This is a genomic window from Acetobacterium carbinolicum (genome assembly GCF_047456275.1).
Taxonomy (GTDB): Bacteria; Bacillota; Clostridia; order Eubacteriales; family Eubacteriaceae; genus Acetobacterium; species Acetobacterium carbinolicum.
This window is the reverse complement of sequence record NZ_CP173357.1, coordinates 2795776-2811442: the sequence shown is the minus strand read 5'-3', so window position 1 is coordinate 2811442 and position 15667 is coordinate 2795776. Positions and strand designations below refer to the sequence as shown.

General features: G+C 39.6%; 22 protein-coding genes and 1 pseudogene. 17 read left to right on the top strand and 6 right to left on the bottom strand.

Annotation, left to right across the window (positions count from 1 at the left end; genetic code table 11):
• Nucleotides 1-2: 2 nt before the first annotated feature.
• The 5 genes from ACIZ62_RS13085 (at nucleotide 3) to lgt (ending at nucleotide 4567) form a co-directional block, all read left to right on the top strand.
• The gene (locus tag ACIZ62_RS13085) at nucleotides 3-869 is read left to right on the top strand and encodes an NAD(+)/NADH kinase (RefSeq protein WP_242988533.1); all 867 of its coding nucleotides are present in this window, start codon (nucleotides 3-5) and stop codon (nucleotides 867-869) included.
• Between the two features lie 79 nt (nucleotides 870-948).
• Nucleotides 949-1398: an arginine repressor gene (locus ACIZ62_RS13080; RefSeq protein ID WP_111889419.1), complete on the top strand. Its 450-nt coding sequence runs from the start codon at nucleotides 949-951 to the stop codon at nucleotides 1396-1398.
• Nucleotides 1399-1408: 10 nt separating this feature from the next.
• On the top strand, nucleotides 1409-3148 hold the full coding sequence (gene recN, locus ACIZ62_RS13075; protein WP_322519414.1) for a DNA repair protein RecN: 1740 nt from the start codon (nucleotides 1409-1411) through the stop codon (nucleotides 3146-3148).
• Between the two features lie 64 nt (nucleotides 3149-3212).
• Nucleotides 3213-3782 (top strand): phosphate propanoyltransferase, encoded by a 570-nt coding sequence (gene pduL / locus ACIZ62_RS13070; protein ID WP_111889421.1) that lies wholly within the window; start codon nucleotides 3213-3215, stop codon nucleotides 3780-3782.
• On the top strand, nucleotides 3782-4567 hold the full coding sequence (gene lgt, locus ACIZ62_RS13065) for a prolipoprotein diacylglyceryl transferase (protein WP_414150347.1): 786 nt from the start codon (nucleotides 3782-3784) through the stop codon (nucleotides 4565-4567). The genes pduL and lgt overlap by 1 nt, the downstream gene beginning before the upstream one ends.
• Nucleotides 4568-4636: 69 nt before the next feature.
• On the opposite strand, the pseudogene ACIZ62_RS13060 reads toward lgt, so the two are convergent.
• From ACIZ62_RS13060 to ACIZ62_RS13035, 6 genes and pseudogenes are all read right to left on the bottom strand, one after another.
• A pseudogene (locus ACIZ62_RS13060) lies at nucleotides 4637-5488 on the bottom strand (YifB family Mg chelatase-like AAA ATPase); the annotation flags it as partial.
• Nucleotides 5489-5569: 81 nt separating this feature from the next.
• On the bottom strand, nucleotides 5570-7480 hold the full coding sequence (locus ACIZ62_RS13055; RefSeq protein WP_414150346.1) for a recombinase family protein: 1911 nt from the start codon (nucleotides 7478-7480) through the stop codon (nucleotides 5570-5572).
• A 17-nt stretch (nucleotides 7481-7497) separates the two neighbouring features.
• The gene (locus ACIZ62_RS13050) at nucleotides 7498-7923 is read right to left on the bottom strand and encodes an ImmA/IrrE family metallo-endopeptidase (RefSeq protein WP_414150345.1); all 426 of its coding nucleotides are present in this window, start codon (nucleotides 7921-7923) and stop codon (nucleotides 7498-7500) included.
• A gap of 246 nt (nucleotides 7924-8169) precedes the next feature.
• Complete coding sequence (locus ACIZ62_RS13045; protein ID WP_414150344.1) at nucleotides 8170-9018, bottom strand: hypothetical protein; 849 nt, start codon at nucleotides 9016-9018, stop codon at nucleotides 8170-8172.
• A 37-nt stretch (nucleotides 9019-9055) separates the two neighbouring features.
• Complete coding sequence (locus tag ACIZ62_RS13040; RefSeq protein ID WP_414150343.1) at nucleotides 9056-9667, bottom strand: hypothetical protein; 612 nt, start codon at nucleotides 9665-9667, stop codon at nucleotides 9056-9058.
• Between the two features lie 38 nt (nucleotides 9668-9705).
• Nucleotides 9706-10104, bottom strand: a complete 399-nt coding sequence (locus ACIZ62_RS13035; RefSeq protein ID WP_414150342.1) for a helix-turn-helix domain-containing protein — start codon at nucleotides 10102-10104, stop codon at nucleotides 9706-9708.
• A gap of 156 nt (nucleotides 10105-10260) precedes the next feature.
• Here ACIZ62_RS13035 and ACIZ62_RS13030 point away from each other — a divergent pair, with 156 nt between their 5' ends.
• The 12 genes from ACIZ62_RS13030 (at nucleotide 10261) to ACIZ62_RS12975 (ending at nucleotide 15626) form a co-directional block, all read left to right on the top strand.
• Entirely contained in the window at nucleotides 10261-10506 is a 246-nt protein-coding gene (locus ACIZ62_RS13030) for a helix-turn-helix transcriptional regulator (protein ID WP_414150341.1), read from the top strand.
• A gap of 11 nt (nucleotides 10507-10517) precedes the next feature.
• Nucleotides 10518-10796, top strand: coding sequence for a hypothetical protein (locus ACIZ62_RS13025; protein WP_414150340.1), 279 nt, complete (start codon nucleotides 10518-10520; stop codon nucleotides 10794-10796).
• Entirely contained in the window at nucleotides 10780-11481 is a 702-nt protein-coding gene (locus ACIZ62_RS13020; protein ID WP_414150339.1) for a helix-turn-helix domain-containing protein, read from the top strand. The genes ACIZ62_RS13025 and ACIZ62_RS13020 overlap by 17 nt, the downstream gene beginning before the upstream one ends.
• Entirely contained in the window at nucleotides 11453-11626 is a 174-nt protein-coding gene (locus ACIZ62_RS13015) for a hypothetical protein (RefSeq protein WP_347412747.1), read from the top strand. The genes ACIZ62_RS13020 and ACIZ62_RS13015 overlap by 29 nt, the downstream gene beginning before the upstream one ends.
• Before the next feature lie 162 nt (nucleotides 11627-11788).
• Entirely contained in the window at nucleotides 11789-12013 is a 225-nt protein-coding gene (locus tag ACIZ62_RS13010) for a hypothetical protein (protein WP_414150338.1), read from the top strand.
• Between the two features lie 2 nt (nucleotides 12014-12015).
• Complete coding sequence (locus ACIZ62_RS13005; protein ID WP_414150337.1) at nucleotides 12016-12207, top strand: helix-turn-helix domain-containing protein; 192 nt, start codon at nucleotides 12016-12018, stop codon at nucleotides 12205-12207.
• A gap of 2 nt (nucleotides 12208-12209) precedes the next feature.
• Entirely contained in the window at nucleotides 12210-12449 is a 240-nt protein-coding gene (locus tag ACIZ62_RS13000; RefSeq protein ID WP_414150336.1) for a hypothetical protein, read from the top strand.
• 14 nt (nucleotides 12450-12463) lie between these two features.
• Complete coding sequence (locus ACIZ62_RS12995) at nucleotides 12464-12733, top strand: hypothetical protein (RefSeq protein WP_414150335.1); 270 nt, start codon at nucleotides 12464-12466, stop codon at nucleotides 12731-12733.
• A complete protein-coding gene (locus ACIZ62_RS12990; protein WP_414150334.1) occupies nucleotides 12720-13628 on the top strand; it encodes a YqaJ viral recombinase family protein in 909 nt (302 codons plus the stop codon). The genes ACIZ62_RS12995 and ACIZ62_RS12990 overlap by 14 nt, the downstream gene beginning before the upstream one ends.
• Nucleotides 13628-14536, top strand: coding sequence for a recombinase RecT (locus tag ACIZ62_RS12985; RefSeq protein ID WP_414150333.1), 909 nt, complete (start codon nucleotides 13628-13630; stop codon nucleotides 14534-14536). The genes ACIZ62_RS12990 and ACIZ62_RS12985 overlap by 1 nt, the downstream gene beginning before the upstream one ends.
• Nucleotides 14537-14589: 53 nt before the next feature.
• Complete coding sequence (locus ACIZ62_RS12980; protein WP_414150332.1) at nucleotides 14590-14919, top strand: hypothetical protein; 330 nt, start codon at nucleotides 14590-14592, stop codon at nucleotides 14917-14919.
• Nucleotides 14919-15626, top strand: coding sequence for a hypothetical protein (locus tag ACIZ62_RS12975; RefSeq protein ID WP_414150331.1), 708 nt, complete (start codon nucleotides 14919-14921; stop codon nucleotides 15624-15626). The genes ACIZ62_RS12980 and ACIZ62_RS12975 overlap by 1 nt, the downstream gene beginning before the upstream one ends.
• Nucleotides 15627-15667 lie beyond the last annotated feature (41 nt).

Sequence of the window (15667 nt, the reverse complement as noted above, 5' to 3'; positions counted from 1 at the left end):
GATTGGAATTTAATGACTTTAAGGAAATTGGTATTTATTTAAATATGGATAAGCCGGACAGTCCTGCTCTGGCTGAAAAATGCATCAGCTATTTGATCCGTCACGGGTTTAATATAGCCCTGCTGGAAGGCCAGATTAAATATCCTCATGAAGGTGTTCGTTATTATCCCAAAACCCTTTTTTTTCGAAAACCGGATTGTATTCTGGTTCTGGGGGGCGATGGTACCCTTTTGTTTGTCGCCCGTAAGGTTTGTTTTTATTCGATTCCGATTTTTGGCATTAATTTGGGCAAGCTGGGTTTTTTAACTGAAGGCGAGGCCAGTAATTATGAAGAGTCGCTAAAAAATTTAAGCGCCGGCGATTACTATATTGAAGAGCGGATGATGTTAAGTTGCAGTATTAAAAAAGAAAATGAAAGTGCCTGCTTTTATATCGCCTTAAACGATGTTCTGGTTAAAAGCGGCGGTTTTCGGATGATGGATATTGAGGCCAAAGCAGGTGGCTCAACGATTGACAAATTTCGGGCTGACGGATTGATCATTGCTACCCCTACCGGTTCCACTGGTTATTCGCTGGCTGCTGGTGGACCAGTGGTATCGCCTCAGGCCAGTGTGATGATTTTAAACCCGATCTGCCCCCATCGCTTGCACGACCGGTCCTACATTTTACCAGAGGAAGAAGTGATTAATCTGGAATTTGGAGACCGCGAAAAAGATATTATGGTCACCTTTGATGGGCAGACCACGGTTTCGATTACACCGAAGGATTTGATTAAAATTAAAAAAGCGACGTATTGTACCCGCTTGATCCGTCTCAATCAGATGAGTAGTTATGATCGGCTGAGGATCAAACTTTCCAGTGAATATTAGCATCATAAATAAAAACAATGATCAACGTAAAACCCAGCACTGAAGCGACAGAAATTGTACTGTGGAGGAAAGAAAAGACATGAAAGTATCCAGACAATTAAAAATTATTGAAATCATCGAAAATAACCGTATCGAAACTCAGGAAGAACTGGCTCAGGCCTTAAAAGATTCCGGTTTTGCAGTAACTCAGGCAACTATCTCCCGGGATATTAAGGAGTTAAAACTGATCAAGGTGAGCAGTCACGAAGGGGTGCAACACTATGCTCCCCTTAAGGATATTGGCACCATTTATATTGAACGGGTTACCGCTGTTTTTAAAGAATCGGTGTTAACCATCGATTATGTCGAAAATACCATTGTGCTGAGAACCCTTCCGGCGATGGCCCAGGCAGCAGCCCTGGCTATCGATTCCATGGACTGGTGTGAAATTGTGGGAACGATCGCCGGAGACGATACGATCTTTGTGCTTGTTCGCAATCGGGACATGGTGAGTGAAATTGTGGGTAAATTCAAAAAGCTGATGAAATAGGGAGGGCTCTATGCTGAGAAATCTCGTTGTGAACGATTATGCGCTAATTGATTATTTATCGGTGGATTTTGATCCGAGACTCAATGTGATTACAGGGGAAACCGGAGCAGGGAAATCCATTGTTATTGATGCCTTGACGCTGGTTTTGGGGAATCGCGGCAATAAAACAAACATCCGTCAGGGAAAACATAAGATGACGGTACAGGGGCTTTTTGATATCAGTGAACAGCCAGGTTTGATCAATAAATGCGAAGAATATGGTATCCCCATGGAAGAAGAGCAACTGATACTGACCCGGGAAATGGACGATCGGGGTCGCAATATCTGCCGCGCCAACGGTTTAATTATCACCGTCGCCCAGCTAAAAAAACTGGGCGACAAACTGATTGATATCCATGGCCAGCATGAGCATCAATCGCTGTTTAAACGAGAAAATCATCGTCAGTTGCTGGATGCCTTTGGTGGTGAAAAAAGCCGGAAATATCGGGAACAGGCCGCCGCTGCTGCGATTGAAATTAAACGGATTAAAGATCAGATTTCAGAACTGGAAACCAATGAACGGGAATTAGAGCGGGAAAAAGAAAACCTGCAGTTTGAAATTAATGAAATCGAGGTCGCGGCCCTGAGAATTGGTGAAGATGAAGAACTGGAAGGGGAAAAACGGATTCTGGAAAACCGCGAACGCCTTTTTACCCATACCAGTCAGGCATATGAATTGCTCAGGGGTGAAAACTCGAATCAGCCGATGATTCTTGATGCGCTGGGTTTACTGACAGAAAGTATTGCCGAAATTGCTAAAATTGACAGTAGCTTTGAGGCTAAATTAGAAATCGTTAATGGCATGTTAAGTGAGGCAGAAAACCTCTCTTTTGAAATTCGATCCTATCTGGAAGATATGGAATACAGTTTGGGAGGCTTAGACGAAATTGAGAGCCGGCTAAGCATCATTGCCCGGCTTAAACGGAAATATGGGCAGGATATTGCAGAGATTCTAACTTATGCCGAAGAAATCGGCATCCGTTTAAAAAGCTTACTCAATCGGGATGAAAGTTTACAGCATTATTATCAGGAATTAAGCGGCATTCAAGATAAGTATTATACGATTAGTAATAATCTTTATGAGTTACGTTTAAAAACGGCTGGGGCTTTAAAAACAGCACTGCAAAAAGAGTTGGGTGAACTCGCCATGGAAAAGGTTCAGGTGGAAATTGCCGTGGAACATGATCTTAGTCGGGTGGCTGCTCATGGGCAGGATACGGTGGAGTTTTTAATTTCTGTCAATCCGGGCCAGGCCCCGAAACCCCTCGGTAAGGTTGCTTCAGGAGGAGAAATATCCCGAATTATGCTAAGCTTAAAAAGTATCTTCGGAGGACTGGATGCCATTGAAACGATGGTGTTTGATGAGATTGATACAGGAATCAGTGGAAGGACAGCGCAGGTGGTGGCAGAAAAGATTCAGGCCCTCAGTGTTACGTCGCCGCGAGGCCGACAGATTATCTGTATTACCCATCTGCCCCAGATTGCGGCGATGGCAGACCAGCATTTTATGGTTGAAAAAACAGCCGTAAACGATTCGGTTGAGGTCAGTTTTCTACCGCTTGACGAAAAGGGTAAAAAAGAGGAACTTTCCCGGATGCTTGGCGGTGCAGAAGTGACCCGTAAAACCTGGGAACATGCTCAGGAAATGCTGGAATTAAGCCAAAAAATAAAAAAATCGAAAAAAAGCAAAGAAGACAAAATATTATCTTAACATTTCATTGGTTATTGGATAGAATAAAGATTGTTAAAAATTTATTAATTTAAGGAGACATAAATTGGAAAGAAAAGTACCCATCGGGTTATCAAACAAACACATTCATGTATCACAGGCAGATTTAGAGGCGTTATTTGGTAAAGGTTACCAATTGACACCAATGAAAGATTTATCTCAACCGGGGCAATATGCCGCAGAAGAAAAAGTTGATGTGGTTGGACCTAAAGGAACATTAAAAGGAATTCGGATTCTGGGACCGGTTCGTCCTGAAACGCAATTGGAAGTTTCAGTTGGTGATGGCTTTGCTTTAGGGATCAAGGCACCGCTTCGAAATTCTGGTGACATCGCCGATACTCCAGGGGTGAAAATTATTGGACCAGCGGGCGAAATCGAAATTGCCAAGGGTGCCATTGTGGCGGCTCGGCACATTCATATGAGTCCGGAAGAAGGCGCCGCTTTTGGCTTAAAGGACCGGGACATCGTCTCAGTTAAATTAGATGGACCGCGTGGACTAATTTTTGACAATGTCCTGGTTCGGGTTCATCCGGAATTTAAATTGGATATGCACCTTGACGTTGAAGAAGGTAATGCAGCCGGTGCTAAAAACGGTCAATTGGCTACTATTCTCTAATGATGAACGCGCCAAACCCAATCGCATTTACCGCATTTGGTCTTGAAGTCCGGTGGTATGGGGTCTTAATTGCCGCGGCATTATTGATCGGGTTGCTCATTGCTCTTAAACGGGCGCCTAAATACGGCATTGATCCTGAAATTATTATGGATTTCTTTTTGTATATGACACCAGCGGTGATCATTGGGGCACGGCTTTACTATGTCATCTTCAGCTATGACTATTATGCTGCCCATCCGGAAGAAATCTTTGCGATTTGGAATGGTGGGCTGGCTATCCATGGTGGCATTATTGCCGGTGTGATTGTGGCACTTGTTTTATGCCGGGTTAAGAAGATCAGTTTTTTTGCTTTGGCAGACGTACTGATACCGGCATTACCTCTCGGTCAAGCCATTGGCCGCTGGGGGAATTATTTCAACCAGGAAGCCTATGGCTCGCAAACTGATTTACCCTGGGCGATTACCGTTAACGACGCAGCTCTGGGAATAATCAAGGTGCACCCGACCTTTCTTTATGAATCGATTTGGAATTTGTTGGCTTTTGGTTTTATCTTTTTTTATGAAGACAAAATTAAAAAGGTTGATGGCGAATTACTCTTTGTCTACCTGGGTCTATATTCAGTTGGGCGGTTTTTTATTGAAGGTTTAAGAACCGACAGTTTGATGTTTATGGGACTCCGTATCGCTCAGCTAATCAGTCTGGTACTGGTTGCAGTCGGTGTCGCGGGACTCTGGTATCTGCGAAAAAATGAGGACCAATTTGCTAATTCGCTAAGTCGAAAATAAAAAAAAACGATTGTCAGTGATCACTGACAGTCGTTTTTTTAAAGCGTGAATAAAAGTACGAGCGGGTATCTAGGCCAGCTTAGTCATGCCGCGATACTGAATTGCTTCAGACAGGTGGACCATTTGAATGCTTTCGGACCCCTCTAAATCGGCAATGGTGCGGGCCAGCTTTAAAATTCGGTGATAGCCCCGAGCGCTGAGTTTCATTTTGGTATAGACCTTTTCCATTAGGTTTTCTTCGGCCGGACCAAGGTGACAAAAGGTCTCCATCAGTTTGGGGGTGAGTTGGGCATTATAAAAAATATCCAGCTTCTGATAGCGCACATTTTGGCGTTCTCTGGCTGCATCGACCCGTTTTTTAATCACTTGAGAGGTTTCGCCTTTGGGTTTGGTTTGCAGTTCATCGTAGGTGGTGCTGGGGATTTCTACAAAAATATCCAGTCGATCCATCAGCGGTCCGGATATTTTGCCCTGATAGTTTTTAATCTGCTGGGGGGTGCATATACATTCATGGGCGGGATCGGTGAGATAACCGCAGGGACAGGGGTTCATCGAGGTAATCAGGGTGAAACTGGCCGGAAAAGTCAGGGAGGCATTGATCCGGGAAATGGTCACCTCCTGATCTTCAATTGGCTGACGCAAAACTTCCAGTGCCGATTTTTGGAACTCGGGCAATTCATCAAGAAATAGCACTCCCAGGTGTGCCAGGGATACTTCCCCGGGCTTGGGAATTCGACCACCGCCGATCAGGGAGACCTTGGAAATGGTATGGTGAGGGGAACGGAAAGGCCGCTGACTGATGATCGCATTGTTTTTTAACAGTCCTGAAATACTATGGATTTTAGTGATTTCCAGCGCTTCGTCGATGGTCAGATCGGGTAGGATAGAGGCAAAACCTTTAGCCAACATCGTTTTCCCGGAGCCGGGCGGAGCAGTCGAACATGTAAAAACATATTGCTATTATAGCCGACAAACCGCTCCACTATCAGCAGAATAGGTATTTTATTTTGTTCGTTTATAACACCCTTTCCCGAGCTCAGGAGCTTGTTCGATGAGATTTCTACTGACTAATGCCCTAATAATTTGCGCTGATTGAGATTTGTTAATTCCTGACATCTCTCGAAGATCCTTATGTGTAATCGCCCCTTTATTATCAAGTAGACTCTCAATTTCAGATTCATATTTCTTTAAAAATATATTTATCTTCGAAGTAGCTTTTCTTTTCCCGGGTTCCCAGATAAATTGGTGAACAAGGCCATTTTTAAAAATAACTACCTGTGGGACACTGTTTTTAACATAAATTTTTGAGATGACCGCTTGGAATAGTTTGCTTAATGTTTCTCTGCCCATATATTTCATTAAAAATTCATAGTCATATGATACATTCTTTTTGATGAGGCTCTTGAAAAAAACAACACCAGAGATAAATTCGAAAAGATCTTTTGAGTCATCTTCTTGAGGGGTCGTGTATTCATCAATTTCTTTTTGCTTCAATTCATTGATTTTTTCTTGAAGTCTTGCTTTCTTTACTATGAATTCACTTTGGCTCATCGATTCACTTGAAAATAAAAACAATTCTTCTAAACGATTGATAGCTATTTCATACTTTTTTATTTCATCAGCAATCATCGGTGCAGGTTTTATAATTTGTTTAGGTTTTTGAATTTCAATGTTCCAGGGGTCAATGTTGGAATTACTTAAATCATTCAACATAAAGAATTTAATATCTTCAATACTTTCTGTAGAGAGATTTCTGACATGGACAAAGGAATTACCTTTAAGAAGTATCTTTTCAATGGTACTGTTTTTCATTCGATTTGATATTTTATCTGCCAATTCACAATAGTTTGCTAAGTAATTAAAAACAAATGGTACTAGTAAGATGTCTCCAATCGACCCTGAGCAAGGATCACCACTATTATAATTTGCACAATGATATCTAGAAGACGGTATTCCGTCTTTTCTCTTTGGACCAGGTCCTGGCGTGTACCTACTTGAGCAATTTTGACAAAATACGATTCCAGAAAATATGTGGGGGATTGAGCTTTTTCGGTGCGCTTGACTACCCCCTTTATGATTCTTTTTTATTGTCTCTTGTACTCGATAAAATTGTTCTTTTGAAATAATTGCCTCATGATTATCTTCAAGAATTATCCATTCACCTTCATCTTTACGCTTTCTTGGATTTAATGAAGCTTTCCTATAATTGTAACGGTAAGTTCCAATGTAAAACGGGTTCTTCAAAATACGATAAACAGATTCATTGCTCCATGTATAACCGTTTCTTGTGACATACCCATTGATATGAAGGGTCCTGGCCACAGCGATTGTTGATTCAAGTTCTTCATATAAGTCAAAAATATATTGTACTATCTTTGATTCAGAGTCTTTTATAAAAGGAAAGTCTACTTCATTATTTAGATCATAACCAAATGGAGCAAAGCCGCCATTCCAGAGTCCTCGTGATGCACGGTCGATCATTACGCTTAAGACTCTTTCCCCGGTTAACTTTCTTTCTAATTCAGCGAACACCAGGATGATCTTGAACATGGCCTCGCCCATGGCGGAGCTGGTATCGAATTGCTCATTCTTAGAAATAAAGGCAGTGTCATATTTTTTGATTTCTTCATACATCTCACAAAAATCAATGAGATTCCTTGAGATCCGGTCGATTTTCCAAACAAGTATATGGCTAAACTCACGTCGCCTAACTCGATCCATCATTTCCTGATACCGTGGCCGATCAGTGTTTTTGGCAGAAAAACCCGCATCTTCGAAAACGACATAATCGTGGATGTTTAAAACTAATTTCGCATAATTTATTAAATCGCTGCGCTGGAGGGGAAGGCTATCACGATCTGCTTGCATGGAAGTTGAAACTCGTATGTATAGAGCCGCTTTTTTAGTAGTCATCTTAGTTACCTCTGTTACTATTGAATCAGATCAATGGATAATTCCATTCTTTTATTGATAAAATTGACTGGAACTCCATAGAATTCGCTCAAGTCGTATTTAGTCATTGCTGGCGCATGCTCTTCAAAATGTTCTGAAGGCATTAAGAAATAAGCTGCAAAAGCATCAGCCCTTGCTTCACTTTGAGCAGAATGAATAAAGAATTCATGTAAAATTATATGGCCAAGCTCATGAGCAAGAGAGACCCGGAATTCAGCATCTGGAAGATGTGGTACAAAAAGAGTTTTATCAAAGATTCCGGATTTTGTAAGAGTGGGGATAATCACAATATCGAAATCGTGATCTATGATAATTTGCTCAATAGTGTAGATTGGCGTGGGGAATTCAGAAATATTATTAAATTCTAATGTGCTAAGTGCACATTCTTCACAATGATTAAACATAAGACCTCCTTAAATAGAACATTAGTTCTAAATGAGGGTATTATAACACAAAACATTTGTTCTTATTAGATGAATTGAGGGTAAAAATTTGCGTTGAAGTTAGGTTCAGAGTTGAGATAATTAGGAGATATATGAGCGTTGTATCAGTCTTAGAAACAACGCTCTAATTAAGACTATGAGTAAAAAATAAGCAAATGCAAGAAATGACAGGAGGATTCAGAACAGATCGACATATTGAACTATACTTTAATCTAATTTTGGCATATCCGAGCGTGTGTAGCCAACTAACTCGCTTGGTGGAGATATCGTTTGACTTTTTGCTACCAAAAGCTGTTTGGTAATTCGGTCTCTATAAAAAATTAAATGATCATATTGTCGATAAAAAATTTTCGAAAAAATATTACTATAAGTTAGTTCTATATTCATACCTTTCAAGTTATAATCCTGATTTTGAGAGTAAAAGAAAATGTGAAATGCTTTATTCCTATTTAATGGAATGGCAAAAGGATAAGTCGGATATAAACTTTTCTGATTAAGGGATAGTTTTGTTGCAATATTTATAGCATGTCCACCACCAACGTTCTCAACTATATATTCGACGAAACATTGATTTTTTTTTATTTTGTAATCGTTAGTATGGTAGATAAAACGATCATCTATTTCGTTTTTTTCTGCTCCACCAACAAATCTTGTCAAAAGAAAAGTTTCATCTAAATCTATATTGATGTTAATAGTGTTAGGATCAGGATTTTCTTCATACTCAATTATTTTGCAACTTGATAAAAAATATGGTTTGTTTAACAGCGTACGTTCTTCTTCTACAAGATTTTTGTTATGAATTCGTTCATCTTCAATTTGTTTTTTATTATGAATACGTTCTTCCTCATTTAATTTTCTGTTATAGTTAATAGTTAATACCACGGCACCGATCGTCGCTCCTGCACCCAAGATAGATCCGTAATATGACAATAAATTTGGGAAGGTCAATGAAGTTTCAGCATTTAATTCATGGGCAAGTAAAAGTGGAAGTGTCAGAGCAAACAAAACCAAAAATATTATTATTGGAATAAAAATACTCGAACTATATTTTTTCATTTAAACTCGCTTTCATTATGAATTATTTGTTGGCACATCAAGTAGTTGTTTGAGCGGCTGTTGCAGCTTGAAGAAGGTAAGGAGCAACTGCAACAAAAAGTTCAAATCCTTTATTCCCGATAGTGTTCAATACTTTTGTAATTTTCGACTTGGCTCCTTCATTATCTTTTACAGCAATCATTTCATCAATTGAATGAATAAGCTCTTTCAGTTCGACTGTTTCATTATTGTTTAAGATACCTTCCGGCAATTTGTTGATATTTTTCATAGTTTGACTTATGGAAATGTTGGTAATTGCTGTTGCTGACGAAATTGAATTACTGGTATTATGGTTATTGTTGTTAATTGTAATTTGACTCTTAAGTTCCAAGATTTTTAGTTCTTCTATTCTCTTTTGGTCTTCACGTAAGAGATTATCTCTATGGTTTTCTAATTTTAATTTCAATACTTTTAGGTCATGGACTGGATACACAGATTCCTTTTCAATATTATCGTCAATAAATTTAGGAGATAAACCATACTCTAAATCAGATATTTCTGAGTGATAAATCATTGTAATTTCATTAATTAGATCTTGATGGTCAAAAATGCTTTGGTTTTCTAAATCACAACTGTTTATGTAAAAATTAAGGGTTTCAATTTTTCCCATCGTTCCTCCATAAAAAAACAGACTCAAATAAAGCCTGCTTATTTTCCCTTATTCTGTTCTCTTAACGCTTTTTGTCCTTTTAAAAACTGCAGTAAATCTCTTTTTTCTTCTTCAGACCAATCACCATAATCCTGGAACATTGCAGTAGTCACATTATCTTTTAGAAAATCTTCAAGTTCTTTCGTGTAGTTATGCTCATCGTGCAGATCCTGGTCAACGTCACGCACTGGGATTGGGTCGTCAGTATTACCGAGGAGATAGTCTAACGAAACTTTGAAATAATTTGAAATGATCTTGAGTGTTTCAAGATCCGGTTCACGTTTGCCAGTTTCATATTGAGAAATGTTGTTTTTGGACTTATTTAGAAGATTGCCTATTTCTTCTTGGGTCATATCGTTTTTTAATCTAATTGATTTCAGTCTATCCCCAAATTTCATTTAGTGATCTCCTTTTTTATGTAATTAATTCTATTTTATACACAAAATGGTTATTTGTAAATAAAGTTAACAAAAAGATTACTTTAAACTTGACAAGTAACCAAAATGGGTATAACATAAAAGTAATCAATACGGTTACAGGATGGAGGTGATGGAATGAGCAAAGTTAGAGAGCTAAGAGAAAACCGAGGTTATACGCAAGATGATATGGCCGAAAAGTTGGGATTAAAAAGTAAAAATGCTTATAGTATGAAAGAAAGAGGGGAAAGAAAATTCTCTCTAGAAGAAGCAAATAAAATTTCATTAATCTTTGAAATGCCGATTGAGCAGATTTTTTTCAACAATGAAGTAACCAAAAAGATTACTTTGCAAAAATCTAAGTATAATCCACAAGCCAGTTAGGAGGTGATTAGATGAATACAAGCAATACTGAAATCATATCTCGCTTGCAAAGCATAAAGGCTGAGATTAATAAAATTGAAGAAATACTTATGGGTGGAATGAAAGAAGCTGAAAATGAACATGAAAAACTCTTTCATCCACCCAAAGAAGCAGCAGAAAAGCTGGGTATTCCTTACAACTGTTTGCGACAGCTGTATTTATATGAAGATGGTTTCCCAGTAATAAAAATCGGAAGCCGATACTATATCAGTGTTCCTGCTGCGAAGAAGTGGATTGAAGAAAATAGTTAGAATTTTGCGGGGAGCAGTTCAGGCGACAGTTGAGAGGAGGGATTTACAAAAAGAAAGCCGGGACAATCGCTTCTTTGGAAAAATTATATCACGAAAGGAGAAATTAGAGGTGAACGGTGAAAGTAAGAATATTTATCGGATCTGCAGAGAAAATGCAGGACTGAAACTTAATGAGGCAGCTGCAAGGCTTGGACATTGTGAACGGTCGTTGAAGTACTGGGAATCTTATGATCCGGAAACAGGGGATGGGAGGCTTCCTTCAGAAAGTGCAGTCATTCAAATGACACAGGCTTATGTCACACCAATGCAGAAAAACGCAGATTATTTATTGGTACAGCACTGGGTTTTAAACACTGAAATAGGAAGACTATTATTTCCACGACTGGATCTTATCGATCTGATTAATTTGAAAAATCTTCCAGTAGCATTTTTAAGATACCAGGCTGAGCGCGAGGATGTTGAAACACTGGATAGCGGAATGCGAAAAGTCATAATTGATAATCAAATCTCTGAACAAGAGAAGGATACTTCAAATGATTTTCTGAAAGAAATATCGGAATCAATTATTAGCGGATGGGGGTTGATGTTTGCTTTAATGGCAAATGGCTGCCAGATTAATAACAATGAAATAACTCGAAATGAAAGGAAGGTAAAGCATGGAGAAAAATTGTTTGCCTGGCGATAGCAGAAGGCAAGAAATATGGAAAGCTCTGGCTGAGATAGGTATTAACACCGAGGAAGAACTGATGGCAGCCTTCAACGAGCCATTTGACATCAGTATGTTTACAGCTCCAATGTCAAGGAAAAAGGAGGAGGACAAAAGTGCTTAGAGAAAAACAAAAGACACCCGTTGGCGCAGGTGCCATTTGTGAATAGAATATGCAAATTTTTCTAAAACAATTTTATCACACCAGTGTGTGAAATGCAAGGAGCGGCTTTACCTCCGAGCCGCTCCGATTCTCAAGAGGAGGAATAATTTCAGGAGAAAAAACATGGATATGCAGAATTTACTATGCAAGTTGGCAGGAAAACAAGAAGCAATTAAAGCGAATACAAATACCTGGGATTTGTTGAGAAACAGCTATAACAAGGGCGTTTTGAATGTACTGGATGAAGTCATTGAGGATTTGGAAACAATTACTGGACTTAAGGCTCCGGTCAAACAAGGGAATCAGAATGTTGTTCATATCAAAAAAGGGCAACATATGGCGAGGTAAGAATGCTGATCAATGAAATCCTCAAGAAAGAACGCGAGTCTAAAAATTTGACTCAAAGCGAGTTATCAGAACTATCCGGAATCTCGAAGCGATCAATATCGCATTGGGAATCTGGAAATAGAATGCCTCACTTTGATAGCATCGAGCCAGTATTAGCTGTATTGGGGCTAAAAATAGAAATTGTAAGGAAGTAGAAATGATGAGCAATAATTATTGTTTTGATCCACCAGATCCACCGGAACACAAATACCCGATTTGCCCATTATGTAATGCTGAATGTGAGACCATCTATCATTCATGCGATGGCGACATTTTAGGATGCGAACATTGTGTTAGTTCGGTAGACGCCTGGGAGTGGCAGGCTGAAGAAGAAAAAAATGCAGGACCCGATCCGGATCGTTTATATGATGAATACATGGACCGGCAATCAGCTTAATTAAGGAGTATGAAATGTTAGAAATAAAAGTAAATAAATGTGACGTTGAAATTTTAGGAGTTGGCAGTGGAGTTGATTTAACTGTTGAATTGCTTACTGCGATTGATTCATTTTATCAGGAAGTTATTCATGATTCACTACCACGGGAAGTGTTCGTAAACATGCTGGCCGTTGCACTTATTCAAGCTCCAGCACATTATGAAAAAATGCAAAAAGACATGGAGCTTAATCGGAACAAGGTAAAACAAGCCAGACAAGAGGTGAAGGAAAATGCTGGATCATAATCAATGGTTAGAAGCAAGAAGGAAAGGTATCGGTGGCAGTGATGCCGCCGCTATCATTGGCCTGAATCCATGGGCTACACCTTACACGGTGTGGGCAGATAAAACAGGCAGGATTCCTCCAAAGGAAGATAATGAGATCATGCGCCAGGGAAGAGACCTTGAGCAATACGTTGCGGATCGTTGGATGCAAGAAACCGGTAAAAAGTGTCGTAGGAAAACAAAGATGCTAAGGTGTTCGGATTATCCCTTTGCCTTGGCCAATGTGGATCGCTGGGTGGTGGGTGAGAATGCCGGCCTTGAATGCAAAACCACCAGTATCATGAACCTGAAAAAGTTCAAGGGTGGCGAATTTCCCGAAACATATTATTGCCAGTGTGTTCACTACATGGCAGTAACGGGTGCCGAGCGATGGTATTTAGGGGTACTGGTATTAAGCCAGGGTTTTCATACCTTTGTGATCGAGCGGGATGAGGATGAAATACAGGCGTTAATGGACGCTGAACGAGATTTCTGGAAATATGTAGAATTAGATGCCCCTCCGCCAGTTGATGGGCTGGATCCGACTACTGGAGCAATTAACACGATTTATGCTGGCGATACAGAAGATGGAATAATTGAAATTTATGGAAAAGAAAATACAGTCAATCAATATCTAACAATTAAACAGAGAATTAAAGAATTAGATATTGAAAAAGAGCGGATTGAACAACAACTAAAAGAAGAACTGCAACTATATGAGAAAGGAATTTGCGGATCATACCAAATTAATTGGAAAGGCCAGAAACGGCGGACTTTTCAGGTGAAGGATTTTGCAAAAGATCATCCAGAAATTGATCTGGATAGATATTTCAAAACAAGTGAATTTAGAAAATTTGAAATCAAGGAGGCCAAATAATGGCGGGAAAAATTCAAACGGCAGCGGCGACAAATGCTGCAGCAAAAGCAAATGGAGCACCAACGATGCAGGCATACATAAAAAGTATGAAAGGTGAAATTGAGAAAGCTCTACCAACCGTAATGACTCCCGATCGGTTTACTCGGATTGTTATGACCGCAATCAGCAGCAACCCCAAACTGGCAGAAACAACACCATCCAGCTTTTTAGGGGCCATGATGACGGCGGCACAATTGGGACTTGAACCCAATACCCCATTAGGACAAGCATATCTAATCCCATTTTACAATAATAAAAAAGGCGTTTTAGAGTGTCAATTTCAATTAGGTTATAAAGGGCTTATTGATTTAGCTTATCGATCAGGGCAAGTTTCCTTGATTCAGGCCCATGTTGTATATGAAAATGATGAGTTCGAATTTGAATTAGGTCTGGATCCAAAATTAAAACATATTCCAACAAGAGGAGCTAAAAAAGGTGATCCGATATGGGTTTATGGCATGTTTAAAACAAAAGATGGCGGTTATGGTTTCGAGGTTATGAGCGTGGAAGATGTTCGAGAAAATGAGAAAGAAAATCGAAAAGGTAACAAAGGAATGTCAAATATTTGGGTCAAGCATTTTGACGCCATGGCGAAAAAGACTGTTTTAAAGCAGGCTCTCAAGTATGCACCAATGAAATCAGAATTTTTAAGAGGAATTGCTTTAGACGAAACGATTAAAAATGAAGTAGCAGCAGATATGACTGAGGTTCCAACCGAATATATTGAACCGGAATATCAGATTGATGAGGATGGAGTCATCCAAGATGAGTCCTTCAGTAATGAACTCACTGAAGAAGAAAAACAGAAAATCATTGAAGCTGAAATCCGAGAAGCTGAAGCAGAGCAGGAAAGCTTTAATGTTCAGTAAGAAAATGGATTGCAAGGCGGAACATTTCTGGTGATCTCAAAAGGAGGAAGAAAATGAAGTTAGGTGAATTTGGTAATGGTGGATTGCAGGAACTCTTTGACCATGAGTTCGATAAGGTTTTAAAAAACATTCAGGATCCCAACACTGATCCAAAGGCAGCTCGTAAGATAACAATGCAGATTACGATTAAGCCCGATGAAAGCAGGATGGTCGGTCAGGTAGATATTAAGGTGAATCATGCGGCAGCCCCGATTAAAGGTTTGGCAACAAGCATTTTAATGGAAAAATCGGGTGCTGGTATAAAAGTTCAGGAGCTTGGTGGTCAAGTTCCTGGACAGATTGATATGAATAAAATTGTAAATATGGAAGGAGCAAGAAAGTAATGGATTTAACACGAAGTTTTTTAGAAAAAATCGAGGAAATGACGGGACCGAAGGTGATTGAGGTTGGAGGATTAGCGTATTCTGAAGAAAGTTTATATGCTGTTCAACAGCCAACTCCAACAATGATTAAAGCTCAAAGTTTAACGGCTCTCATTGATTATCTGAATGCAAATACCGACAAATTATTCCCGGAGAAACTACTAATTCATGTTGTTAATGAAACGACGGTACAAATTATCTCGAGTTTAAATCCGGATTTTAAAAATAGAGAAAATTACATTCAGGCCGATGCTCTTTTGCCGGTGATCACACTTAATCGGTTTATGGACCGTGAGAACTTTAATATTATGTTGCAATCCCGGTTCGTACCCAATGAGGATCGGGGGAGAGTTCTATCCAGCATCGCAAAAATGCGGTTCGAAAACAGTGTTAAGCTTGAAGATGATGGTGTCACTCAAACAGCTACCTCAGCTGTTGGCGTTACCCTTGTAAAAGAAGAACAGATTCCAAACCCGGTTGTATTAGCGCCCTTTAGAACGTTCACTGAAATTAATCAGCCTGAAAGCCCATTTATTTTACGGGTCAATGATAATTGCGAAGTCGGTCTTTTCGAAGCAGATGGCGGTGCCTGGAGACATGAAGCGATGACCAGGATCAAAACATATTTAGAAACGCAACTGGGTGAAGACTATACGATTATCGCCTAATAACTGGACCGATCCCGGCTGAGAGCGATATTCAGCCGGGA